The organism is Pseudonocardia sp. DxW (assembly GCF_058448985.1).
On sequence record NZ_JBZFLK010000013.1, the window covers coordinates 98,194 to 120,678 of the forward strand.

The 22,485-nt window shown below is 73.3% G+C and carries 23 protein-coding genes; 12 read left to right on the plus strand and 11 right to left on the minus strand.

Features of this window, described 5'->3' with window-relative positions; translation table 11 throughout:
- Positions 1 to 294 precede the first annotated feature (294 nt).
- Positions 295 to 867 carry a TetR/AcrR family transcriptional regulator gene (locus ACVJO7_RS20810; protein ID WP_491674268.1) on the plus strand — a complete coding sequence of 191 codons (573 nt, stop codon included), beginning with the start codon at positions 295 to 297 and terminating at the stop codon, positions 865 to 867.
- An 80-nt stretch (positions 868 to 947) separates the two neighbouring features.
- On the opposite strand, the gene ACVJO7_RS20815 is transcribed toward ACVJO7_RS20810, so the two are convergent.
- The gene (locus tag ACVJO7_RS20815; RefSeq protein WP_491674269.1) at positions 948 to 1,571 is read right to left on the minus strand and encodes an NAD(P)H-dependent oxidoreductase; all 624 of its coding nucleotides are present in this window, start codon (positions 1,569 to 1,571) and stop codon (positions 948 to 950) included.
- Positions 1,572 to 1,766: 195 nt separating this feature from the next.
- Between ACVJO7_RS20815 and ACVJO7_RS20820 the strand changes: the two genes are divergently transcribed.
- A complete protein-coding gene (locus ACVJO7_RS20820; RefSeq protein WP_491674270.1) occupies positions 1,767 to 2,651 on the plus strand; it encodes an alpha/beta fold hydrolase in 885 nt (294 codons plus the stop codon).
- 203 nt (positions 2,652 to 2,854) lie between these two features.
- Here ACVJO7_RS20820 and ACVJO7_RS20825 read toward each other — a convergent pair whose 3' ends face one another.
- Positions 2,855 to 3,922, minus strand: a complete 1,068-nt coding sequence (locus ACVJO7_RS20825; protein ID WP_491674271.1) for an AraC family transcriptional regulator — start codon at positions 3,920 to 3,922, stop codon at positions 2,855 to 2,857.
- A gap of 255 nt (positions 3,923 to 4,177) precedes the next feature.
- On the opposite strand from ACVJO7_RS20825, the gene ACVJO7_RS20830 reads away from it, so the two are divergent.
- Positions 4,178 to 4,621 carry an SRPBCC family protein gene (locus ACVJO7_RS20830; RefSeq protein WP_491674272.1) on the plus strand — a complete coding sequence of 148 codons (444 nt, stop codon included), beginning with the start codon at positions 4,178 to 4,180 and terminating at the stop codon, positions 4,619 to 4,621.
- 43 nt (positions 4,622 to 4,664) lie between these two features.
- On the opposite strand, the gene ACVJO7_RS20835 is transcribed toward ACVJO7_RS20830, so the two are convergent.
- A complete protein-coding gene (locus ACVJO7_RS20835; protein WP_491674273.1) occupies positions 4,665 to 6,176 on the minus strand; it encodes an amidohydrolase family protein in 1,512 nt (503 codons plus the stop codon).
- A 108-nt stretch (positions 6,177 to 6,284) separates the two neighbouring features.
- Here ACVJO7_RS20835 and ACVJO7_RS20840 point away from each other — a divergent pair, with 108 nt between their 5' ends.
- The 3 genes from ACVJO7_RS20840 to ACVJO7_RS20850 are packed head-to-tail and all read left to right on the plus strand — an operon-like array spanning position 6,285 to position 9,032.
- A complete protein-coding gene (locus ACVJO7_RS20840; RefSeq protein WP_344017960.1) occupies positions 6,285 to 7,163 on the plus strand; it encodes a LysR family transcriptional regulator in 879 nt (292 codons plus the stop codon).
- Between the two features lie 31 nt (positions 7,164 to 7,194).
- Positions 7,195 to 8,091 (plus strand): fumarylacetoacetate hydrolase family protein, encoded by an 897-nt coding sequence (locus ACVJO7_RS20845; RefSeq protein WP_491674274.1) that lies wholly within the window; start codon positions 7,195 to 7,197, stop codon positions 8,089 to 8,091.
- Positions 8,088 to 9,032 carry an MBL fold metallo-hydrolase gene (locus ACVJO7_RS20850; RefSeq protein ID WP_491674275.1) on the plus strand — a complete coding sequence of 315 codons (945 nt, stop codon included), beginning with the start codon at positions 8,088 to 8,090 and terminating at the stop codon, positions 9,030 to 9,032. The genes ACVJO7_RS20845 and ACVJO7_RS20850 overlap by 4 nt, the downstream gene beginning before the upstream one ends.
- A 164-nt stretch (positions 9,033 to 9,196) precedes the next feature.
- Here ACVJO7_RS20850 and ACVJO7_RS20855 read toward each other — a convergent pair whose 3' ends face one another.
- Entirely contained in the window at positions 9,197 to 9,706 is a 510-nt protein-coding gene (locus ACVJO7_RS20855; protein WP_491674276.1) for a hypothetical protein, read from the minus strand.
- A gap of 157 nt (positions 9,707 to 9,863) precedes the next feature.
- A complete protein-coding gene (locus tag ACVJO7_RS20860; protein ID WP_491674277.1) occupies positions 9,864 to 11,198 on the minus strand; it encodes an SLC13 family permease in 1,335 nt (444 codons plus the stop codon).
- 218 nt (positions 11,199 to 11,416) lie between these two features.
- Here ACVJO7_RS20860 and ACVJO7_RS20865 point away from each other — a divergent pair, with 218 nt between their 5' ends.
- The 3 genes from ACVJO7_RS20865 to ACVJO7_RS20875 are packed head-to-tail and all read left to right on the plus strand — an operon-like array spanning position 11,417 to position 12,912.
- A complete protein-coding gene (locus ACVJO7_RS20865) occupies positions 11,417 to 11,920 on the plus strand; it encodes a DPP IV N-terminal domain-containing protein (RefSeq protein WP_491674278.1) in 504 nt (167 codons plus the stop codon).
- Positions 11,921 to 11,975: 55 nt separating this feature from the next.
- Positions 11,976 to 12,491, plus strand: a complete 516-nt coding sequence (locus ACVJO7_RS20870) for a transposase (RefSeq protein WP_491674279.1) — start codon at positions 11,976 to 11,978, stop codon at positions 12,489 to 12,491.
- A complete protein-coding gene (locus ACVJO7_RS20875; protein ID WP_491674338.1) occupies positions 12,439 to 12,912 on the plus strand; it encodes an IS30 family transposase in 474 nt (157 codons plus the stop codon). The genes ACVJO7_RS20870 and ACVJO7_RS20875 overlap by 53 nt, the downstream gene beginning before the upstream one ends.
- A 345-nt stretch (positions 12,913 to 13,257) precedes the next feature.
- On the opposite strand, the gene ACVJO7_RS20880 is transcribed toward ACVJO7_RS20875, so the two are convergent.
- The 5 genes from ACVJO7_RS20880 to ACVJO7_RS20900 form a co-directional block, all read right to left on the minus strand.
- Positions 13,258 to 14,079 (minus strand): ABC transporter ATP-binding protein, encoded by an 822-nt coding sequence (locus ACVJO7_RS20880; RefSeq protein WP_491674280.1) that lies wholly within the window; start codon positions 14,077 to 14,079, stop codon positions 13,258 to 13,260.
- A 2-nt stretch (positions 14,080 to 14,081) separates the two neighbouring features.
- Positions 14,082 to 14,861 (minus strand): ABC transporter permease, encoded by a 780-nt coding sequence (locus ACVJO7_RS20885; RefSeq protein ID WP_491674281.1) that lies wholly within the window; start codon positions 14,859 to 14,861, stop codon positions 14,082 to 14,084.
- The gene (locus tag ACVJO7_RS20890) at positions 14,858 to 15,703 is read right to left on the minus strand and encodes an ABC transporter permease (RefSeq protein ID WP_491674282.1); all 846 of its coding nucleotides are present in this window, start codon (positions 15,701 to 15,703) and stop codon (positions 14,858 to 14,860) included. The genes ACVJO7_RS20885 and ACVJO7_RS20890 overlap by 4 nt, the downstream gene beginning before the upstream one ends.
- Positions 15,700 to 16,662 (minus strand): ABC transporter substrate-binding protein, encoded by a 963-nt coding sequence (locus tag ACVJO7_RS20895; RefSeq protein ID WP_491674283.1) that lies wholly within the window; start codon positions 16,660 to 16,662, stop codon positions 15,700 to 15,702. The genes ACVJO7_RS20890 and ACVJO7_RS20895 overlap by 4 nt, the downstream gene beginning before the upstream one ends.
- A gap of 144 nt (positions 16,663 to 16,806) precedes the next feature.
- On the minus strand, positions 16,807 to 17,574 hold the full coding sequence (locus ACVJO7_RS20900) for an IclR family transcriptional regulator (RefSeq protein WP_344030045.1): 768 nt from the start codon (positions 17,572 to 17,574) through the stop codon (positions 16,807 to 16,809).
- Between the two features lie 116 nt (positions 17,575 to 17,690).
- Between ACVJO7_RS20900 and ACVJO7_RS20905 the strand changes: the two genes are divergently transcribed.
- Entirely contained in the window at positions 17,691 to 19,340 is a 1,650-nt protein-coding gene (locus ACVJO7_RS20905) for a thiamine pyrophosphate-binding protein (protein WP_491674284.1), read from the plus strand.
- Here the strand turns inward: ACVJO7_RS20905 and ACVJO7_RS20910 are convergent.
- The gene (locus ACVJO7_RS20910; RefSeq protein WP_491674285.1) at positions 19,334 to 20,107 is read right to left on the minus strand and encodes an IclR family transcriptional regulator; all 774 of its coding nucleotides are present in this window, start codon (positions 20,105 to 20,107) and stop codon (positions 19,334 to 19,336) included. The genes ACVJO7_RS20905 and ACVJO7_RS20910 overlap by 7 nt on opposite strands.
- Before the next feature lie 165 nt (positions 20,108 to 20,272).
- On the opposite strand from ACVJO7_RS20910, the gene ACVJO7_RS20915 reads away from it, so the two are divergent.
- Together ACVJO7_RS20915 and ACVJO7_RS20920 are read left to right on the plus strand one after the other, a co-directional pair.
- Positions 20,273 to 21,199: a PDR/VanB family oxidoreductase gene (locus ACVJO7_RS20915; protein WP_491674339.1), complete on the plus strand. Its 927-nt coding sequence runs from the start codon at positions 20,273 to 20,275 to the stop codon at positions 21,197 to 21,199.
- Between the two features lie 79 nt (positions 21,200 to 21,278).
- Positions 21,279 to 22,475 (plus strand): cytochrome P450, encoded by a 1,197-nt coding sequence (locus tag ACVJO7_RS20920; RefSeq protein WP_491674340.1) that lies wholly within the window; start codon positions 21,279 to 21,281, stop codon positions 22,473 to 22,475.
- The last annotated feature ends 10 nt before the right edge of the window (positions 22,476 to 22,485 follow it).

Consider the following 22,485-nt stretch of genomic DNA (forward strand, 5'->3'; position numbering starts at 1 on the left):
GTCGGGAGCCCGGATCGGTGATGTCGAGCCGCAGCGGACGCACCCCGGCGATGTCGATCAGTTCCGGACGGCGGGCGGCGGCGTACACCGTCGCGCCACGCGTCACCAGCTCCACGGCCAGCTGACGGCCGGAACCCCGGTTCGCACCGGTCACGAGCGTCGTCGCGCCACGCAGTTCCATCTGGGTCCCTCCGGGTCGGGAGCCGGGCCTGCCCGGCCCCTAAGATGACCTACCGGTCATCTTCAACCGGACGCACAAGATGACCAGGCGGTCAACTTGATAGGGTCGCGACCGTGCCTCCCCCCGCCCGCCCGCTCCGCGCGGACGCGGTCCGCAACCGCACCTCGCTGCTCGCGGCCGCCGAGATCGAGTTCGCACAGCGCGGGTCCGACGCCTCGATCGCCGACATAGCCGAGCGGGCCGGCGTCGCGAAGGGCACCGTCTTCCGGCACTTCGCCACGAAGGACGATCTGGTCGCCGCCGTCGTCGGTGGACGGTTCACCCGGCTCGCGGCCGTCGCGGACCGGCTGCTCGACTCGCCCGATCCCGGAGCGGCGCTGCTGGAGTTCCTGTCCGCGACCGCGGAGAGCCTGCACCGGCAGGACCTGGCGTTCCTGCAGACGGTCAGCGAAGGCGATCCGGGCGTGGCCGGGATCCGGGAGCGGCTGCACGCGGCCGCCGAGGCGCTGGTCGCCCGCGCCCGCGACGCCGGCGCCGTGCGGCCCGACGTCACCGGCACCGACGTCCTGCTGCTGGTCTGCGCGACCGTCCACACGGTCCACCCCGTGCCGGATCCGGCACCGGACCTGTTGCGCCGGAACCTGGAGATCATCGCCGACGGGCTGCGGCCACCCGCCCGGCCCTGACACGCCCGCTGCCGAGCGTTACGAGATGGCTGTCGCGGCCGCCATCTCGCAACGCTCGGCTGCGGTAACCCGTCGGCTGATCAGGTTCTGGCTACGGCGGTTTCCGGGACGGCCGCGGCGAGCGACTCCATCTCGGCCGCGAAGGTGTCCGCCGTCGTCGCCTCCGACTCGAAGATCGTGGTCGCCGAGCCGACGGTCGCGCCGCAGAACCCGAAGATCCCGCTCTCGACCTGCACCCGGAGCGCCTCGGTGTAGCCGTGCCGCCGGTACCCGTCGGCGTCCCCGCCGGCGATCGGGACCAGGTGCGCGGTGGTACCGGTCAGCCGGGGCGTGACCCCCTGCTCCACCGAGTGGTCGAACGCCCAGCCGTTCACGAAGACCCGGTCGATCCAGCCCTTCAGCAGGGCCGGCATCGACCACCAGTACACCGGGAACACCAGGACCAGCCGGTCGGCGCGGTCGATCCGCCGCTGCTCGGCGACCACGTCGGCCGGGGCGGGGGCGGCACCGTGGTAGTGGCGGACGTCGTCGATGGTGAACGCGGGATCGAACCGCTCCCCCGCGAGGTCCGCCGTCTCGACCGACCCGCCCGCGTCCTCGGTCGCCCCGGCGATCTCCCGGGCGACCGCGTGGGTCAACGACCGGGGATCGGGATGAGCGACCACCACGAGGGTGTGCTGCCGTGCCTGCTCTGCTCTGCTCACGTGGTCGATCGTCGCCACCCGGGTCCCGCCGGGACATGGGCCGGACACCGGAGTTGCTGTCCCATCGTCTGCGCGGGCCGGGGCGCCCGGCTCGTCCGGTCCCCCACCCGTCGTGGCAGGTCGGGCCCTGGGGCGGAGGTGGCGGGGTGCGGTCCACTCGGTGTCCGCTTGTTCGCCTCATGAGGAGACAGAGCCATGGGACTCATCACCGTCGGTACCGAGAACAGCACCCCGGTCGAGCTGTACTACGAGGACCAGGGGGACGGGCAGCCCGTCGTCCTCATCCACGGCTACCCGTTGAACGGGCACAGCTGGGAGCTCCAGACCCGCGAGCTGCTCGCCGCCGGATACCGGGTCATCACCTACGACCGGCGGGGCTTCGGGCGCTCGTCGAAGGTCGGTACCGGCTACGACTACGACACGTTCGCCGCCGACCTGAACACCCTGCTGGAGACGCTCGACCTGAGCGACGTCGTCCTCGTCGGGTTCTCCATGGGCACCGGCGAGCTGGCCCGCTACGTGTCCCGGTACGGCGACGGCCGGGTCGCGAAGCTCGCGTTCCTGGCATCCCTGGAGCCGTTCCTGGTGGCCCGCGACGACAACCCGGACGGCGTGCCGCAGGACGTGTTCGACGGGATCGAGGCCGCGGCGAAGGGCGACCGGTACGCCTGGTTCACCCAGTTCTTCGACAACTTCTACAACCTCGACGAGAACCTGGGCAGCCGGATCAGCCAGGAGGCCGTCACCGGCAGCTGGAACGTCGCGGTCGGCAGCGCGCCGGTGGCGGCGTACGCCGTGGTCTCCTCGTGGATCGAGGACTTCCGGGCCGACGTCGAGGCGGTCCGGGCCGGCGGGAAGCCGGCCCTGATCCTGCACGGCACCGCGGACCGGATCCTGCCGATCGACGCCACGGCGCGCCGGTTCCGGCAGGGGCTGCCCGGCGCGCAGTACGTCGAGATCGACGGCGCCCCGCACGGCCTGCTCTGGACCCACGCCGCCGAGGTCGGCACGGCGCTGCTCGGCTTCCTCGGGTCGGCCGCGCAGGACCGCCCCGCGGTCGCCGCGGCGTCGGCCCGCTGACTCCGGAGGTCTCCGTCCGCGGTCGCGCTCGGCGGCATCGGTGTCCACCCGGCCGTCCGTCGCCCTGACCGGCGTCGGCGTCCCTGTCCGCGGCCGGGTCACCGCCGCCCGGGCCGCCGCCCCGGCTCCCGGGTGCGGCGCACCCGTACCGGCACCACTGGGGAGCGGTGCCGGTACGGCGTGCGGCGGTGGGTGCGGACCGGTCAGCCCGCGGTGCGGACCGGACCGGCGGCGGCCCCGCCGTCCTGCCGCGCCCGGGACGGGGTGCGGCCGGTCCAGCGCAGGTAGGCCCGGCGGAACTCGCGGGCGTCGCTGAACCCGACCTCGGCCGCGACCGCGCTGATCGGCACCGACGACCGGGCCAGCAGGAGCGTCGCGCGCCGCTCGCGGACCCGGTTCGCGATGTCGCGGAACCGCACGCCCGACTCGGACAGCCTGCGGTGCAGGGTCCGCTCGGTGACGTGCAGCCGTTCGGCGACGTCGCGCATGCTCAACGGTCGCCGGAGGTGCCCGGCCATCATCATCTCGATCGAGGCGACCAGGTCCGACGGCGGCTCACCCTGGGCCGACATCGTCCGGCACGCCTCGAGCGCCGCCCGCCGGGTCGGCTCGTGCGCGGTCGCGAGCCGCCTGCGTAGCAGCGCCGACGGCAGGACCAGGGAGTTCGTCGCGGACCGGAAGCCGACCGGGCACCGGAAGGTCCGCCGGTAGTGCGCGGCGTGGACGGGCGGCGGGTAGGTCAGGGCGACCCGGGACGGCGCCCAGGACGGCTCCCCCAGCATCGACCGGATCATGACGAGGGTGCTGGTGAGCGCCTCCTCGCACAGGAACGCCACCAGGTCCGGGTCCGGCCAGCGTTCGCGGAACCGGATCGCGGTGCGCTCCCCGAGGTCCTCCAGTTCCATGTCGAGCAGGCTGCCCGCCGTCTGGTGCAGCTCCTCGGCCAGCGCGAGCGCCTCGCCGAGGGTCCCGGAGGCCCGCATCGCGACGCCGAGCAGCCCGAACGACAGCAGCGCGTCCCGCTCACCGATCTCGATGCCCAGCGGGCCCCGGTCCAGCGCCGGGAGTGCCCGGCGCAGCACCGTCCGGACCTGGTGCAGGGACACCAGCACGCCCGGGGCCTGCAGCAGGCCGGGTTCGAGGCCGGTCCCGGAGAACCACGGGATGACCGACGATCCCTCCCGGCGCCCGACGTCGAGGACCCCGGTGAGGACCGTCGGGGGGATCACGGCCCTGCCCGCGGGATCGAGCACTGCATCGACCGACGTCATCGGTGTCCTTCCTGTTCGTACGGCCCACGACGGGCCGGACCGGCGGAGCGGGGGTACTCCGCGCCGACGCCAGCGTCGTCGGGGAGCCGGTGGAGCCGCGTCGGTAGAACCCACGTAGGTGCCCCGCCGGCCGCACCGGTCCGGTCCGCCCCCCGCCGTGACCGGTCGCGCCCTGGGTCCGACGGCGCCCCGGATCGTCTACTCGTGCCGGTTCACCGACGACGGCCGCGGCGACCGGATCCCGAGAGGACCCCCATGCCCACCATCCTCAGCCACACGATCGACATCCAGGCTCCCGCCGACCGGGTCTGGGCGGTCCTCACCGACACCGCCGCCTACCCCACCTGGAACCCGTTCATGACCAGGCTCGAGGGGGATCTCGTCGTCGGCGCGCGGCTCGCGGTGACCGTCGTCCCGCCCGGCGGGAAGCCGAACAACTTCTCCCCCACCGTCACCGAGGTGGAGCCCGGACGCAGGCTCGCCTGGCTCGGCCGGCTGCTCGCCACCTGGATCTTCGCCGGCGCGCACTCGTTCGAGGTCCGCCCGCTCGGCCCCGGCGCCACCCGGTTCACCCAGTCCGAGCGGTTCTCCGGACTGCTCGTCCCGCTGCTGCGCAGCACGTTGCGCTCCACCGAGGCGGGCTTCGCGGCGATGAACACGGCCCTGGCCGAGCAGGCCGAGACCGGCGTCCGCCACTGACCCGGTCCGCAGGCCGGTGTCCCGTGGGGCCGTGACCGGCCGGTCAGGCCCGGGCGGCCTGCACGGCCCGGACCGCCTCGTCGTGCCAGCCGCGGGCGATCGGCTCCAGCGCCTCGAAGGCGCCCGGCGGGGTCCCGGGCAGCTCCCGGCCGGCGTCCCGGATCCGGCCGAGCACCGCATCTGCGGCCGAGTCCGCCTCGGCGGTCAGCGCCGGCAGGTCCACCCCGGTCAGCACGCCGTCGCGCTTGACGATCCGGCCGTCCACCAGCACCGTCCGCACGTCGGCGGCGGTCGTCTGGAAGGCGAGCGTGGCGTACGGGTCGATCCGCGGGTGCTGCTCGACCGCTCCCCCACCGACCAGCTGCAGGTCGGCCCGCTTGCCCGGGGTCAGCGAGCCGATCCGGTCGCCGAGCCCCAACGCGTCGGCGGCGTTCACGGTGACCCAGCGCAGGGCCTCCTTCGCGGTGGTCGTGACGGCCTCGGGCATCGCGTTCGCCCGGTTCACCGCCTCGGTGGCGTCCCAGCGGTCGAAGCCCAGCCCGAACCGCAGCTCGTGCCAGAGATCGCCGGAGTTCAGCGAAATGACGTCCGCGGACAGCGTCGGGGCGAGTCCGTGCCGGCGGCACCGCTCGAAGACCGGCCGGCCCATGCCCATGTTCAGCTCGGTCTCGACCGAGATCGACACCTTGCCGCCGCTGCGGGCCAGGGCACTCCACTCGTCGTCGTCGAGGGTGTTGCAGTGCACGTGCACCATGTCCGGGCCGAGCAGGCCGAGCGCGTCCAGCTCGGTGACGCCGCAGGTCAGGACACTGCCCCAGACGCAGCCGGTGTGGTTGACGATCAGCGCCCGGCGCTCGCGGGCGGCGGCCAGCTCGGCGACCGTCCGGTCCCACGGGAGGCCGAACAGTTCCGAGAGCGAGACCCCGAGCGTGAGCAGCCCGTCGGAGGCGAAGTAGGTGTCGGCGATCCGGTGGAAGTCGACGAGCCGCGCGGCGTGGTCGCCGAACCGGCTGGCCTCGGGGGAGCTCTCGAAGAACCCGTAGCAGAACGCCGCGCGGATCCCGGTGTCCTGCAGCCCCAGCACCGCCGCGTCGGAATGGTCGGGCGTGTTGTTGCAGTGCGAGAAGTCCAGCAGGGTGGTCACCCCGGCATTCAGCGCGTCGAGGGCGCCGAGCCGGTTGCCGAGCCGCACGTCGTCGGCGGTGTACGCGGGCGAGATCGCGAGCCGGATCCCGAAGTAGTAGTCGCCGAGCGTCCAGTCCCCGCAGATCCCGCGGACCAGCGACTGCCAGGTGTGCCGGTGGGTGTCCACCAGGCCGGGCAGCACCAGATGGCCGCTCGCGTCGATCACCTCGGTGTCGATCAGCTCGGTGTCGATCAGCTCGGTGTCGATCAGCTCAGTGTCGATCAGCTCAGTGTCGATCACCTCGGGAGCCGCCGACGGGACGACGGCGACGATCATCCCGTCCTCGACGAGGACGTCGCCGGTGGGCAGGTCGCCGAGCGCGGGATCCATCGTGAGGACGTGGCCACCGCGGATCAGGGTGCGTGTCATCGGGCCAGCGTGGCCGCGGGCCGGGCGCCGAGCATGTGCCGAAGAGGTTGCGATCCGGACGCCCGGGCGTCGTACCATCGCGCGAGGGTTGACGAGGTGGTGAGGGACATGGACGTCCGCGCTCTCCGGTACGCGGTCACCCTGTCCCGCACGCTCCACTTCGGACGTGCTGCGCAGGCGCACTTCATCGCCGCGCAGCCGTTCGGCCGCCGCATCCAGGCGCTCGAACGGGAGATCGGCACGCCGCTGTTCGCCCGCACCAGCCGCCGGGTCACGCTGACCCCGGCCGGCGAGCATTTCCTGCCGCGGGCCGCCACCGTCCTCGCCCAGCTCGACGCGCTCGTCGAACAGGTGGAGGGCCCGCCGCACGACTCGACGCTGCTGCGGATCGGCGTGCTCGGGTTCGGGTTGGCCGACCTGTGGCCGACCGTGCGCGCGCTGGTCGAGGCCCGCTGCCCGTCGCTGGACCTGGTCAGCGTGGAGCTCGACTGGGAGAACCAGTACGACGCGCTGCGGTCCGGCGAGGTCGACGTCGCCCTCGTGCACGACGTGGGCGGGGCGGACGACCTGGTGCTCGACCGGGCGCTGCAGCTCGACCGGTTCGCCGTGGTGCCGGCCGGTTCCGAGCTGGCCGACGCCGAGCGGCTCACCTTCGCCGACGTCGCCGACCACCGCTGGGTCGCCCCGGTCGGTCCCCAGCCCGGGCTGGCCGACTGGGGGGCCGCCGGCGACGGCCGCGGGCGGGTGGCGGTGCGGTCCCCCTCGGGTGTCCCCACCGCGGTCGCGACGAGCGGGCGGCTGGGGCTGCACGCCGAACCCGCCCGCCGGTACTTCCCGCACCCCGGGGTCCGGTACGTACCGCTGGAGGGACCGAAGGCGGGCATCGCGGTCGCCAGCCGCCCGGCGGACCGGCGCGAGGCGGTGGCGGTGTTCCGGGCCGCGGCCCGCGCGGCGGCCACCGCGGATCGCAACCTGATCGGGCCATGATCCGGTGGGCGGTCCCGGCCAGAGTGGCGCCATGCGATGGAGCAGCTACGCCGAGGCGGACGGCACGGAACGCGCGGCGGTCTGGCGGGACGGCCGGCTGCACCCGGCGGACGCACCCCTGATCGACCTGCTCGGCAGGCTGGACGAGGCCGGCGCCCGGGCGCTGGCCGGGCCGGGGATCGACCCGGGCACCGTGCGGCTGCTGCCACCGGTGCCGCGGCCGCCGTCGGTGCGGGACTTCATGGCGTTCGAGGAGCACGTGGTCACCGCGAGCGCCGCGATCGGGCTGCAGGTCGATCCGCTCTGGTACCGGCAGCCGGTCTTCTACTTCACCAACCCGGCGGCGCTGCGCGGCGCGCACGACCCGGTGCCGGTCGCCCCGGGCAGCGCGGCGTTCGACTACGAGCTGGAGATCGCCGCCGTGATCGGCCGGGAGGGCGCCGACCTCTCCCCCGCCGAGGCGGTGGCGCACATCGCCGGGTACACGCTGTTCTGTGACTGGAGCGCCCGCGACCTGCAGGCCGAGGAGATGCGGCTGAACCTCGGGCCGGCCAAGGGCAAGGACTCGGCGTCCAGCTGCGGGCCGTGGATGCTGACCCCGGACGAGCTGCCCGCCGCCGCCGCGATGACGGCCGCGGTGAACGGCCGCCGGTACAGCGCGGGCCGGCTGGATGCCCTGTACTGGAGCTTCGGCGAGATGATCGCCTACGCCTCGCGCGGCACCCGGGTGCTGCCCGGCGACCTGATCGGCAGCGGCACCGTCGGCACCGGCTGCATCCTCGAGCTGTCCCGGGTGCACGGCGCCGACGCCTACCCCTACCTGGCCCCCGGTGACCGGGTCCGGCTCGAGATCGACGGGCTCGGCGCGATCGACGCACCCGTCGTCCCGGGCGCCCCGGTCCGTCCGCTGCGGAAGGAGCACGCATGAGTGCGCACACCCACGACATCACCGTCCCCGGCCCGCCACGGCTGGAGGAGGTCTCCGACGGCATCCACGCCTACGTGCAGCCGGACGGCACCTGGTGGATCAACAACACCGGCTTCGCGGTCGGCCCGCAGGGTGTGGTCGCGATCGACTCGTGCTCCACCGAGCGCCGCACCCGGGCCTTCGTCGACGCCATCGGCTCGGTTACCGCGGCACCGGTGCGGACCCTGGTCAACACCCACCACCACGGCGACCACACCTTCGGCAACGCGCTGTTCGACACCGCGACCATCGTCGCGCACGAGCGAGCCCGCGCGGAGATGATCGCCTTCGGGCCGCCGCGCGAGCTGCCGTTCTGGCAGAACCCGGACTGGGGCGACCTGCCGCTCGATCCGCCGTTCCTGACCTTCACCGACGGCGTCACGCTGCACCTGGGCGAGCTGCGGGCCGAGGTCCGCCACGCCGGGACGCCCGCGCACACCACCAACGACTCGCTGGTCTGGTTCCCCGAGCGCGGCACCCTGTTCTGCGGCGACCTGGTGTTCAACGGCGGCACGCCGTTCCTGCTGATGGGGTCGGTGGCCGGCGCCGTCGACGTGCTGGAGAACGTGGTGGCGCCGCTCGGCGCGACGACCACCGTCCCCGGCCACGGCCCGGTCTTCCACGACCGCGGCCCGCTCGACGACACCCTGGACTACCTGCGGTTCGTGCTCGATCTGGCGGCCAGGGGACGGGCCGCCGGGGTCACCCCGCTGCAGGCCGCGCGGGACACCGATCTGGGCCGCTTCGCCGGCTGGCCGGACGCCGAGCGGATCGTCGGCAACCTGCACCGCGCCTACGCCGAGCTCGGCGGTCTGGAGCGCGGCGGGGCGATCGACGTGTTCGCGGCGCTGGGCGACATGGTCACCTACAACGGCGGCGTACCCCTCACCTGCCTGGCCTGACGGCGATGCTGCGCTCCCGGCGAGATCTGCGCAGCCCGAGCGGCTGCACCCGCGCGAGACGCCGGGTGTCGCGACGGTTCATCGCAGTCCGCCGGGCCCAGCCGCGGGTGGGGGCACCGGCGATCGCGATCCGATGCCGGTCCGGCGGGTTGGAGGTGCGCGGCTCAGTCGACGGCGAGATCCTCACCGACCGGCGCGGAGCAGGCCGACGCGACCTCCCGGACGATTCCGGTGCCCTCACTCGCCAGCTCCGACAACGTCGGCAGGTCCCCACGCGTCGCCGCCGCCGCGATCATCTCGTACTGGGCGGTCAACGCCCGCCCTGCATCGTGGACCCGCTCGTCGTTCGCCAGGATCGGCACCTCGGACATACTGTTCATCGCCGTCCGAGTAGCCGTTGCGAACTCCGGCAGCCCTACCTCACCGGTCGTGAGGCCCTGGGCGGCCGTATTCCACTCGCCCATCACCTCACCGGCCCGAACGCACGCCGCGACGTCCGCCGGGTCCACCACCACCGCCGCCTCTTGCTCCACCGGGGCGTCGACCACCGCCGGGGCCGCCACCGCAGCGTCATCGCCGTCCGTCGAACCGTCGTCGTCTCCCCCACCGCCGAACACCGTCACCAGGCCGATCAACGCGAAAACGCCCACCACGCCGAGGCCGACCTTCTTCATCGAGGATGTAGGCCGGGACTGCCTGCGCAACCGAGCAGGCGCGGATCGTCACGTCCGGGGACGGCCGCGCACGACATCCGTCGCCCGTACCGACGACCGGCGACACGGGGTGCAGATGGACGCCGACGTCCGCTGACCGGGCTGGCCCCGCCGCCCGTCAGAGCACCACGAACAGCATCGACAGGAGCGGCCCGATCACGATCATCGCGATCGCCCAGGCCAGCAGCCACCGGAAGACCTTCGCCCGGTCCTCCTCCGGGGTCGCGGCGACCGTGAGCGCACCGACCGAGCTGAACGGGCTGGTGTCGGTCAGCTTGATCGACAGGCAGATGGCGATCACCACCCCGGTCGCCGGCAGGCCGCCGACGGCGATCAGCGGGATCGCCAGGGTCACGCCGGTACCGATCGCGGCCGGGCTGGCGGCGAACATCGAGATCAGCGCGAGCCCGAGGCAGATCACCAGGATCGCCAGCAGCGGCGAGCCGATCCCGCCCAGCGCGTCGCCGAGCCGGTCGAACGTGCCGACCCGCTGCATCACGCCGATGTAGGTCATCAGCCCGCAGACCAGCAGGATGATCGGCCAGGCGATGCCGTCCGTCGAGTTCGGACGCGGGAACAGCACGTGCAGCAGCAGGCCGACGCCCAGCGCCAGCGCCCCCAGGTCGAAGCCGAGGCCCAGCGCGCCGACCAGGACGACGGCGAGGCCGGCCAGGGTGCAGGCCACCGGCAGGTCGATCGGAGCCCGGGCCGGACCGGCGGTGTCGGCCCCGGCGGCGGCGTCGGCCAGGTCGGGACCGTCGGCCCGGTCAGGACCGTCGACGCCGGCCGTGCCGACCCCGCCCACCCCGACCGCCACCGGCCGGGGCGCCTCGACCGGCGCCCGGCGCCGGAGCAGGACCGCCTGCACCGCGACGACCGCGCCGGCGATCACCGTGTTCCCGACGACCATGCCGGCGAACAGGCCGAGCGGATCCGGCTCGATGCCGCCGTTGGCGAGGCTCTCGTTGGCGATGATCGCCAGGACGTTCACCGGCGAGAAGCTCCCCGCCCCCACCCCGAGCAGCATCACCAGACCGGTGGTGAACGAGGGGATGCCGCACTCCCGGCCGAGCCTGATCGCGACCGGGGCGAGCACTGCGATCGCGGCCTGCGACGGCGCCCCCAGCGCGGTCAGGAACACCGCACCGGTGTACGCGCCGACCGGAACCGCGAGGCCCCGGCCCTGCACCAGTTTCGACGTCGCACCGACCAGCCAGTCCATCGTCCCGTTGCTGCCCACGACCGAGAACAGGTAGGTGACGCCGAGCAGCAGCAGGAACAGCGAGATCGGGAACCCGGACAGCAGCTCGGGGACGTCCTCGTCGCGCAGGTAGAGGCTGCCGAGCAGGAAACTGGCCAGCAGGCCGAGCGCCCCGATGTTCGCCTTCGTGGTGGTCCCGATGACGAACACCGCCAGCAGCAGCAGGCTGCTGACCAAGTCCACGGTGGTCATCGCGAACACCCCGGGCGTCGGGCGGGGAGCGGGTCCAACGGCATGCGGTCCTCCTTGACGGCGATGCTCCGTGACACGGTCCGCGGCTACGGAACCGTGGGGTGCGCGTCGGTCGACGGCGCTGCGGGCGCGCATTAGTTTGTATACGTACGATCGACGTCGAAGCTAGAGACCCCACCCGGTGGACGTCAAGTGCCCCGCCCGCCTGCGCCGGATGCTTGCAGTGCGACGGCTGGGGCCATCTGTACCGCCACTCCGCCGACGGCGAGCTGCTCGGACGGATCTCCGGCGGGCAGTGGCTGGTCCGCCGGGTCCTGTGGGTCGACGAGGACCGCCGCCGGGTGTGGTTCCCGGCCTGCGGACCGAACGGCGTCCCCTGCCTCCGCCAGATCTGCCGGGTTCACCTCGACGGCGGCGGGTTCGTCCGGATCACCGACGACGATCTCGACCACGACGCGGTCGCCCCGCCCCGGGGCGAATACCTCGCCGACCGTGCTTCGACCGTCAGCGTGCCGCCCCGCGCGCGGGTGCTCGGCGACGACGGCCGGGTGCGCGTCGAGCTCGAGGCCCCGGACACCGCCGCGCTGGAGGCGGCCGGGTGGAGCCCGCCGGAGCGGTGCCGGACGACCGCGGCCGACGGACGTACGCCGATCCGCAGGCTGCTGTGGCGCCCGCACGGTTTGGTGCTATCCCGTCGTCGACCAACGGGCGGAGTCCAGTAGTCGTTGGGAATCCCGACGATGGAGGATTCGTATGCCGAGATGCGCCTCGAACAAGATGTCGGTCGAGGTCGAGCGCCGCTATTTCGAACTGATCCGGCCCGGGGTCCGGGGCTCGGTCGCAGCACGAGAGGTCGGCGTGTCGCTGAGCTTCGGCTCGGTCTGGTTCGTCGAAGCTGGTCGTGTGCACCTTATTGACCGACCAATCAATCGTCGCTTCCTGAACCAGGACGACCGGATCGAGATCGCCGAAGGGTTGACAGCCGGGGAATCGGTAAAGAGGATCGCCCGCCGGATCGGGAAGAGCTACCAGTCCGTGTATCGTGAGATCGCGAAGGACCGCAAGGAGGATGGCACGTATCAGCCGTGGTACGCGCACAATCAGGCACATCTGCGACGGAAACGCCCGAAGCAGCCTCGCCTCGCCACCAACAGCGCGTTACGCGATGCTGTCGCGGCGAAGCTCGACCAGCGGTGGTCGCCGGCCCAGACGTCCGATCACCCAGCGGCGTTCACCGCTACTGCGCACGGGCCGAACCTACCGACGACGCCGTGGTCGCGGCCGCTCCCGTGACGGCACGCTCAAGCAGTGCACGAAGATGCGATCGATCCACGACCGTCCTGCTGGTGTCGGCTCCCACCGCGAGATCGGCCACTGGGAGGGCGACCTGATCCACGGGTCTGCCCGAGGCACCGCCGCCGCCACACTGGTCGAGCGGAAGACCCGGTTCACGATCCTGGTCGCTCTCCCACCCGGCCATTCAGCGACCACCGTCGCCAACGGCCTCATCGTCACTTTCCGGACCCTTCCTGCGGGGCTGCGTCGCACGTTGCCCCGGGACCAGGGAAACGAGATGTTCCAGCACGCCAAGGTTGAACCCACCACCGGGCTGAAGATATACTTTGTCGACCCGCATTCACCCTGGCAACGAGGAACGAACGAGAACCTCTGGCGATCGCTGCGGAACTCAGTAGTCGCCCCAGACTATGCTTGAACGATCGCACTCCTGCTCAAAAAATCGACCGCTGGAAACGATGAGCGGCCACCGACACCATTCGCAACGATCACTAGAATACGCCCCTGGTATCCGAGCGAGAGCAGGTTCTCCGACAGGTAGGACCCGTCCTGGCCGGCGATCCCGGTGGTCAGTGCACGCCTGGCCATGTCACCCCTCACCTGCGTCGACGACTTGTGGAATTGCAGGACTTCGATGAGCGGACCGTTATTCGACACCACTCCGACAGCAACGCTGTCGAAGAAGGAGTGGGGAATTCCCGGGCGATCAGGCACGGGTCTCGCTCGCCGCGGCCAGCTTCCGGCCCAGCCGGTCGCAGACCGCTCAGCGGCGGCCCTGTTTCGCCTGCTGCACCAGCTCGTACACCTGCCCGCGCAGCTCCGCGAAGCGGGGCGCACCCCGGGTGGTCAGCTGGTCGCGCTCGGCGGGCAGGTCGACCGGCACGTCGGCCAGCACGACCGTCGGCGCGTGCGAGAGCACCAGTACCCGCTGGCCGAGGTAGACCGCCTCGTCGATGTCGTGGGTCACGAACAGCACGGTGACGCCGAGCCGCTTCCAGAGGTCACGGACCAGGTCCTCCAGCTCGGCCCTGGTCTGCGCGTCGACCGCGGCGAACGGCTCGTCCATGATCAGCAGCCGCGGCTCGTAGGCGATCGCGCGGGCGATCGCGACCCGCTGCTGCATGCCGCCGGACAGCTCGTAGGGGTGCTTCTCCCCCGCCGCGCCGAGCCCGACGGCCTCCAGCGAGGTGTCGACCAGCCGGGTCCGCTCCGACTTCGGGAGCCCCTTCTCGCGGAGCGGGAGGTCCACGTTCTGCCGGACGGTCAGCCAGGGGAACAGGCTGCGCCCGTACTCCTGGAACACCACGGCCATCCCGGGCGGCGGCTCGGTGACCCGGGTGCCCTCCAGCAGGACGTCACCGGAGGTGGCGCCGAGCAGCCCGGCGATGCACTTGAGCAGCGTCGTCTTGCCCGCGCCGGAGGGGCCGACGATGCAGAGCAGCTCCCCCGGTGCGATGTCGAAAGTCAGGTCCCGGATCGCCTCGGTCTCCCGGCCGGCCCCGTAGTAGATCTTGCGCAGGCCGTCGACCGCGAGGATCGGCTCGGTGCGCTGTGCTGCGGTGTTCGTGGGGGTCGTGGAGGTCATGCTCAGCCCTTCTCCCGGTCGGCCCGGCGCGCCCCGTCGTACCACGCGAGCGCGCGGGACTCGACGAGACGGAAGATCATCGACAGCAGCACCCCGATGAGACCGAGCAGGATGATCCCGCTCCACATCTCGGGGATCGCGAACTGCCGCTGGAACTGCACGATGGTGAAGCCGAGGCCGTTGCTGGCCGCGAACATCTCGGAGATGACCATCAGGATGATGGCGATCGACAGCGACTGCCGCGCGCCGGCCGCGATCTGCGGGCTCGCCGCGGGCAGGATCAGCCGGCGCAGCCGGGTCAGCGGCCGCAGCCGGTAGACCCGGGCCGTGTCGCGCTGCACCTCGTCCACCCCGCGCACGCCCTCGACGGTGTTCAGCAGCACCGGCCACAGCGCACCGGACACGATGACGACGATCTTCATCCCGTCGCCGATGCCGGCGAACAGGATGATGATCGGCACCAGGATCGGCGGCGGCAGGGCGCGGAAGAACTCCAGGGCCGGTTCGAGCAGCAGCCGCAGCCGCCGGAACGAGCCGATCGCGATCCCGGCGCCGATGCCGATCACCAGGGCGAGCGCGTAGCCGACGGCGAGCCGGCCCAGGCTGGGCAGCACGTCCTGGGCGAACCGGCCGTCGAACCAGGTGCCGGGGAACGCGGTGAGGATGGACTGCAGCGACGGCCAGTAGAAGTTGCTGCTGCCCGCAGTCGCGATCCACCAGATCGCGACCAGGACGAGCGGGAGCCCGAGCACCCGCAGCGTGGAGCGCAGTGCGCCGGTCATGCCGCCACCTCCCGCCGGACGGACGGGTGCCAGCGCAGCGCGCGCCGCTCCACGAGCCGCGCACCGAGATTGACCAGCACCCCGATCGCGCCGGTGACCAGCACCAGCGCGTACATGACCTCGACGGCGCCGGAGCACTGCGCCACCGCGATCTCGCGGCCCAGCCCGGGCGAGCCGATGATCAGCTCGCCGGTGACCTCCAGGATCAGGGCGACCGCGGCCGCCAGCCGGAAGCCGGTCATCACGTAGGGCAGGGCGGTCGGCCAGACCACGGTGCGGACCCGGGTCCAGGGCCGGAACCGGTAGGACCGGGCGGTCTCCCGGGCGACCGGGTCGACGTCGGCGACGCCGTAGAGCACCTGGACGAGCACCTGCCAGAACGCGGCGTACACCACGAGCAGCAGGGTGGACCGCATGTCGGTGCCGAACAGCAGCACGGCCAGCGGGATCAGCGCGACCGAGGGGATCGGGCGCAGGAACTCGATGGTCGAGCCGGTCACCGCCCGCAGCATCGGGGTGGTCCCGATGACGATGCCGACGGCGGTCCCGGCGAGCAGCGCGATGGCCAGGCCGGTGCCCCAGCCGAGCAGGGTCGATCCGAGCGCCGACCAGAACGCGGGCTCGGCCGCCTGCCTGCCGAGCTCGGCCAGCATCGCGCTGATCGGCGGCAGGTAGCGGGAGTCGACCAGCCCGGTGCGCGGGAGCAGCTCGGCCACCGCGACCAGACCGGCGATGCCGACGAGGCCGAGCAGCGGATCGATCCGCAGGCCCCGGCGGGGCGGTGGCGCGGGCGCGGCCGTCCCGGTGCCGGGTGGCGGGAGGCCGGTGACCGAGCTGGTCACGACTGCGGCAGGACCATCGAGGCCGCGTCGAACGGCGCGTCGGTGATCTGGAAGCGGTGCATCAGATCGGCGATCCGCTGCACCTGGTCGGTGTCGAGCTCGATCTCGAAGCGGGGCATCTCGATCTCGGCGACGACCTCGGCGGGCACCTGGGTGTAGGTCGGGACGAGCTCGACCAGGGTGTCCCGGTCGTCCTGCAGCGCCTCGGCGGACGCGGTCAGGGCCCGGCGGAAGCTCGCGATCGCCTCCGGGTTCTCCTGGGCGTACTGCTCGGTGGTCAGCCAGCCGGCCACCGGCATGTCCGCGGACGCGCCGGAGAACAGCGGGAACAGCTCGCGGGCGCCGCCGGCCAGCGCGCTCGCCCGGATCGGCTCGACCTGCCAGATCGCGTCGACGTCGCCGCGGTCCAGGGCGGCCTGCATGTCCGGCAGCGGCAGCTCGACGAACCGGATGCTCGCCGGATCGACGCCGACGCCCTCCAGGTGGGTCTGCACGCCGACGGTGCCGATGTTCTCCAGGTTGTTCACCGCGACCGAGCCGCCGGCCAGGTCGGCCGCCTCCTGCATCGGCGAGTCCTGCGCGACCATGATGCCGTGGTCGGTGTTGCCGATGTCGTTGCCCGCCACGAACCGGACCGGGAGGCCCTGCTGGGCGGCGAGGATCGCCGAGGTGTAGTTGCCGTAGGTGATGTCGTACTCCCCCGCCATCAGCGACGGGATGGCCTGCGCGCCACCGGCGGTCTGCATCAGCTCGACCTGCATGCCCTCGGCGTCGAAGGCGCCGCTCTGCTCGGCGTGGACGACCGATGCGGTGTGCACGAGCGGGAAGTAGCCGATCCGGACCGGGTCGTCGGCACCGCCCGTCCCGGAACCTCCGGTGCCGCAGGCGGAGACCGCGAGCGCGGTGGCCGCGGTGAGCGCGAGGGCGCCAAGACCGCGGCGTGAGAGACGGTGAAGCAAGGTCGTGTCCCCTTTTCGACGTCGTCGTCGGGACGGCGCCGGCGGAGTGCGCCCGGCCGTCCGTGGTGGTGCCGGGGAGCATGGTCGACTCGGCTCCGTGGTCGACACAGAACTTTCAATCAATGAGATTGATACTGAGTTGTCTCACGTGTCGGTTTCGGCGTGCGCGCGCCGCAGGACGAGCCCGATCTCCATCGCGACGGCGCGCAACGCGGGGAGGAAGCCGAAGACCCGGTCGTCGTTGGGCACGATCACCGACAGCGCGGCGACCGGTGAGCCGTCGGCCTCGCGCACCGGCACGGCGAGACCGCAGGCGACGTGCTCGACCCAGCCGGGCGAGGTGACGAAGCCGTTGCGGCGGGCCTCGGCCAGCGCGGACCGCAGCCGGTCCGGATCGCCGATCGTCCGGCGGGTGTAGGTCGGCAGCGGCCCGGCGAGCGCCTCCTCCTGGCGTTCCGGATCGGCGTGCGCGAGCAGCAGGACGCCGGGGGCGGTCGCGGTGGCGGGCATCCGGCCGGCCACCCGGGACAGGTTGACCACCGCGCCCGGGGCGGAGAGCCGCTCCAGGAACAGGATGTCCATCCCCTCCAGCACGCTGAGCTGCGCGTGATGGCCGACCAGGTTCGTGAGGTCCTTGAGGAACGGCAGCGCGACCTGGCGCAGGGTCAGCGTCGGCGACGCCCGCAGGCCCAGCTCCCACAGCCGCAGGCCGATCTGCACGGTCCGCCCCGGGCCACGGGAGAGCAGGCCGTGCCCGGTCAGCTCGGCGACCAGCCGGGACGTCGTCGAGATGTGCAGCCCGGCCCGCCGGGAGATCTCCGAGACGCTCAGCGTCGTCTCGCCCGGCGAGAAGGCCTCGAAGATCCGGACGGCGCGGGCGAGCACCGACTCCCCCGTCGGAGTGCGTGACACGCCGGGATTCTGACACGGGCATTCCCGTCGAATGAAACTCCGCTGTTCGGGCCGGTGGCCCGCCACGCACCATCGCCGGGGAACGGCGAACGGTCGACGAGGCGGGGAGTGACCAGGTGGGATCGGACGAGCAGGTGGCCGGGGCGATCGGGCGCAGGCTGGCGGAACTCGGCGTGACCGACGTGTTCGGGGTGATCGGGAGCGGCAACTTCCACGTGACGAACGCGCTGGTCGCCGGGGGTGCGAGCTTCGTGGCCGCGCGGCACGAGGCCGGCGCGACGGTGATGGCCGACGCGCACTCGCGGGTCACCGGCAGACCGGCCGTGGTCTCGGTGCACCAGGGCCCTGGGCTGACCAACGCGGTCACCGGGATCGTCGAGGCGGCGAAGAGCCGGACCCCGCTGCTGGTGCTCACCGGCGCGACCGCGCTGCCCGACGTCACGAGCAACTTCGTGCTGGACCAGACCGCCCTGCTGCGCGCGGCGGGCGCCGTCGTGGAGACGGTCACGACGCCGGCCACCGCGGTGCAGGAGGCGGTGCGCGCCTACCGGCGGGCCCGGGACGGGAACACGGTGGTGCTCCAGCTCCCGCTGGACGTGCAGGACGCGCCGCGCCCGCCGGCCGCGGCCGCGCCCGGGCCGCCCGAGGTGCTGGTCGAGTCGGAGCCCTCGGCCGAGGCCGTCACCCGGCTCGCCGATCTGCTCGCCGGTGCCCGGCGGCCGGTGCTGCTCGGCGGGCGCGGCGCGCGGAACGCGCGCGGCCCGATCGAGGAGCTGGCCGACGCGACCGGTGCGCTGCTCGCCACCTCGGCGGTGGCCCGCGGGCTGTTCGCGGGCAACCCGTGGAGCGTCGACGTGTCCGGCGGGTTCGCCACGCCGACCGCGGCCGAGCTGCTCGGCGGCACCGATCTGCTGGTGTCGTTCGGCGCCTCGCTGAACCAGTGGACCACCCGGGGCGGCTCGCTGCCCGGGCCGGGGACGACCGTCGTCCAGGTCGACCGGGACCCGGCGGCGATCGGCGTGCACCGCGGCGTCGATCTCGGGGTGGTCGGCGACACCGGGCGCACCGCCCGCGCGCTGCTCACCGAGCTGGCCCGGCGCGGCGGCCCACCGTCGGCGCAGCGCACCCCCGAGCTGAAGGCCCGGATCGCCGGCGGCCGCTGGCGCGACGTGCCCTACACCGACACGGGGACGGACACCCTGATCGACCCGCGGACCGTGACGATCGCGCTGGACGACCTGCTGCCGGCCGACCGGACGCTCGCCGTGGACGGCGGCAACTTCGTCGGCTACCCGAGCATGTTCCTCGACGTCGGGCAGGACGGCTTCGTCATGCCGCTGGCCTTCCAGTCGATCGGCCTCGGGCTGGCCGCCGGGATCGGCGCCGCCGTCGCGCGGCCGGATCGGGTGACCGTCGCCGCGGTCGGCGACGGCGGCTTCATGATGAGCCTGGTCGAGCTGGACACCGCCGTCCGCGCCCGGTTGCCGCTGGTCGTCCTGGTCTACGACGACGCCGCCTACGGCGCGGAGGTCCAGCACTTCGGCCCGTCCGGGCACCCGACGGACCTGGTCGAGTTCCCGGACACCGATCTCGCGGCGATCGCCCGCGGCTTCGGCTGCGACGCCGCCGTGGTGCGCTCGGTGCCGGACGTGACCGCGGCCGTGACCGGTTGGCTGGCCGGCCCGCGGGACCGCCCGCTGGTGCTCGACGCGAAGATCACCGCGTTCCCCAGCTGGGTGCTCGCGCACTCGTTCGAGGATCACTGATCCCGGTCCGCGGGCGCGCGCCCGGCGCTCAGCGTGCGGCCGATCCCCCGGGCGGCGGCGAGCAGCACCGGCACGTGCCCGTGCGCCCGGCCGTCGTTCGGGACGATCACCGACAGGGCCGCGACCACCTCGTTCAGCGCACCCCGGACCGGCACGGCGACGCCGGCCGCGTCCGGGTGCAGGTGGCCGGGCAGCACCGCGTAGCCGGTCCGCCGGACCGCGGCCAGCGCCTCGCGCAGCGCCTCCGGGGTGCCGACGCTGTGCGGCGTGTAGCGCTCCAGCGGCCCGGCCAGGATCCGGGCCTGCAGCTCGCGCGGCGCGTGCGCGAGCAGCACCTGCCCGGACGACGACAGGTGCAGCGGGATCCGGCCGGCGATCCGGCTGTAGTTGATGATCGCGTCCCGCGCCGAGAGCCGTTCGACGAACAGCACGTCGGTGCCGTCCAGCACGCCCAGCTGGGTGTGCTGGCCGACGACGGCGTGCACGTCCTCCAGGTAGGGCAGGGCGGCGTCGCGCAGCGACATGGTCGGCGACGCGCGGGCCGCCAGCTCCCACAGCCGGACGCCGACCCGCACCTCGCGGTGCGGCCCGCGCTCCAGCAGGCCGTGCGTGACCAGCTCGGCGACCAGCCGGGACGCGGTCGCCACGTGCAGCCCGCTGCGGCGGGCGATCTCGGAGACCCGCAGCTCCGGCTCCTCGGGGGTGAAGGCCGCGATCACCCGCACCGCGCGGGCCAGCGACGACTCCCCGGTGGCGGCTCTGGACACGACGCGATCCTGCCAGCTCTCTCGTCCATTGAGAAGTTGCTACTCCGGCGGCCGGTCGTCGGCGGAACCTGATGACGACGACGAGGAGGTCGGGTGAGCGATACCCAGGTGTTCGAGACCGGATCGGCCGGGCCGGCGGCGCGGAGCGACGCGGAGGCCACCACCCTGCGGGTCGCGGCGAAGCGTCCGCGGGCCGACGGCGTGGTGGAGCTGGAGCTGGTCCCGCCCGCCGGGCGGCGGTTGCGGGACTGGGCGCCCGGCGCGCACGTCGACCTGCAGCTGCCGAACGGCATGACCCGCCAGTACTCGCTGTGCGGGGACCGCTGGGACCCGCACCGCTACCGGGTGGCGGTGCTGCGCGAGCCGGACGGCCGCGGCGGTTCGGCCGCCGTGCACGACGAGCTCGCGGTGGGCGACGAGATCGGCGTCGGCGGGCCGCGGAACAACTTCCCGCTGGTGCCCTCGGAGCAGTACCTGTTCGTGGCCGGCGGGATCGGGATCACCCCGCTGCTGCCGATGGTCGTGCAGGCCGATCTGCTCGACGCCGACTGGCGGCTGCTCTACGGCGGCCGGAGCCGCAGCTCGATGGCGTTCCTGGACGAGCTGGCCGGCTACGGCGACCGGGTCGTCGTCGCCCCGCAGGACGAGACCGGGCTGCTCGACCTGCCCGGGTTCCTCGGCCGGCCGCGGCCCGGCGTCCGGGTGTACGCCTGCGGGCCGGCGCCGCTGCTCGCCGCGACCGAGGCGGCCTGCGCGGACTGGCCGGAGCACACCCTGCGCACCGAGCGGTTCGTCGCCGCGGAGCCGGCCGCACCGGCCCGCCGCACACCGTTCGAGATCGAGCTGGCCCGCACCGGCGTGACCGTGCAGGTCACCCCGGAGCGGACGGTGCTCGACGCGGTCGCCGAGGCCGGGGTGGACGTGCTGTCGTCCTGCCGCCGCGGGGTCTGCGGCACCTGCGAGACCGAGGTCCTGGCCGGCGAGCCGGACCACCGCGACGCCCTGCTCACCGATCACGAGCGGCAGGCGGGCGACTGCATGTTCATCTGCGTGTCGCGCTCCCGCAGCGACCGGCTCGTGCTCGATCTTTGATCTCCCGACCCGCGGAGGCACCATCGTGACCACCACAAAGACCACCACAAGGACCAGCACACCGACCGGCGCGTCCGCCGTGGCCGGGGGCGCCGTGCCGCCCACCGACGACACCGACCCGTTCTCGCACGAGGTGCTGGAGGACCCGATCCCGCTGCACACCGCGCTGCGCGACGCCGGCCCGGTGGTGCACCTGACCCGGCACGACGTGTATGCGTTCGCCCGCTACGAGCAGGTGCACGCCGCGCTCGTCGACTGGCAGGGCTTCCAGTCGGCGGCCGGGGTCGGCCTGTCCAACTTCCGCTACGAGAAGCCGTGGCGGCCGCCGAGCCTGCTGCTGGAGGCGGACCCGCCGCGGCACGACGCGCCCCGCCGGGTGCTCGGCGCCGTGCTCGGCCCGCGCGAGCTGCGCCGGCTGCGCGCGGGCTGGCTCGCCGACGCCGAGGCGCTGCTCGACGAGGTGCTGGCCGGCGGCGACGAGTTCGACGGCGTCCGCTCGCTCGCCGAGGCGTTCCCGCTGCGGGTGTTCCCGGACGCCGTCGGGATCGGGAAGGACGGCCGGGAGAACCTGCTGCCCTACGGCGACTTCCTGTTCAACGCCTTCGGCCCGCACAACGACCTGGTCGCCGCCGGCGCGCCGCGGGCGGGCGAGCTCGCGGCCTGGGTGAACGCCCAGTGCGCCCGGGACGCGCTGAGCGACGACGGCTTCGGCGCCCGGATCTGGGCCGCCGCCGATCGCGGCGAGATCACCCACGAGCAGGCCCCGCTGGTGGTCCGCTCGCTGCTCTCCGCGGGCGTCGACACCACCGTGCATGCGCTGTCCGCGGTGCTCTACGCGTTCGCCACCTCCCCCGGGCAGTGGGAGCGGCTGCGCGAGCGGCCCTCGCTCGCCCGGGTCGCCTTCGACGAGGCGATCCGCTGGGAGTCGCCGGTGCAGACCTTCTTCCGGACCGCGACCACCGACGTCCGGGTCGGCGACCACGTGATCCCGGAGGGCAGGAAGATCCTGATGTTCCTCGGGTCCGCCAACCGGGACCCGCGCCGCTGGACCGACCCGGACGTCTTCGACCTGTCCCGGGATCCGTCCGGGCACGTCGGGTTCGGGATGGGCCTGCACCAGTGCGTCGGGCAGCACGTCGCCCGGCTGGAGGCGGAGGCGCTGCTCACCGCGCTGGCGTCGCGGGTGCGCGGCATCGAGCTCGCCGGCCCGACCGTGCGCCACCACAACAACACCCTGCGGGCCTGGGAGTCGGTGCCGCTGCGCATCCGGCGGTGAGGCGGGCGGG

Coding starts and splice junctions, on each gene's coding strand:
- ACVJO7_RS20850 (WP_491674275.1), top strand. CDS start 8,088: ATGAGTGCGCACACCCACGACATCACCGTCCCCGGCCCGCCACGGCTG.
- ACVJO7_RS20830 (WP_491674272.1), top strand. CDS start 4,178: ATGCCCACCATCCTCAGCCACACGATCGACATCCAGGCTCCCGCCGAC.
- ACVJO7_RS20855 (WP_491674276.1), bottom strand. CDS start 9,706: ATGAAGAAGGTCGGCCTCGGCGTGGTGGGCGTTTTCGCGTTGATCGGC.
- ACVJO7_RS20845 (WP_491674274.1), top strand. CDS start 7,195: ATGCGATGGAGCAGCTACGCCGAGGCGGACGGCACGGAACGCGCGGCG.
- ACVJO7_RS20860 (WP_491674277.1), bottom strand. CDS start 11,198: ATGACCACCGTGGACTTGGTCAGCAGCCTGCTGCTGCTGGCGGTGTTC.
- ACVJO7_RS20885 (WP_491674281.1), bottom strand. CDS start 14,861: ATGACCGGCGCACTGCGCTCCACGCTGCGGGTGCTCGGGCTCCCGCTC.
- ACVJO7_RS20835 (WP_491674273.1), bottom strand. CDS start 6,176: ATGACACGCACCCTGATCCGCGGTGGCCACGTCCTCACGATGGATCCC.
- ACVJO7_RS20840 (WP_344017960.1), top strand. CDS start 6,285: ATGGACGTCCGCGCTCTCCGGTACGCGGTCACCCTGTCCCGCACGCTC.
- ACVJO7_RS20880 (WP_491674280.1), bottom strand. CDS start 14,079: ATGACCTCCACGACCCCCACGAACACCGCAGCACAGCGCACCGAGCCG.
- ACVJO7_RS20870 (WP_491674279.1), top strand. CDS start 11,976: ATGTCGGTCGAGGTCGAGCGCCGCTATTTCGAACTGATCCGGCCCGGG.
- ACVJO7_RS20825 (WP_491674271.1), bottom strand. CDS start 3,922: ATGACGTCGGTCGATGCAGTGCTCGATCCCGCGGGCAGGGCCGTGATC.
- ACVJO7_RS20820 (WP_491674270.1), top strand. CDS start 1,767: ATGGGACTCATCACCGTCGGTACCGAGAACAGCACCCCGGTCGAGCTG.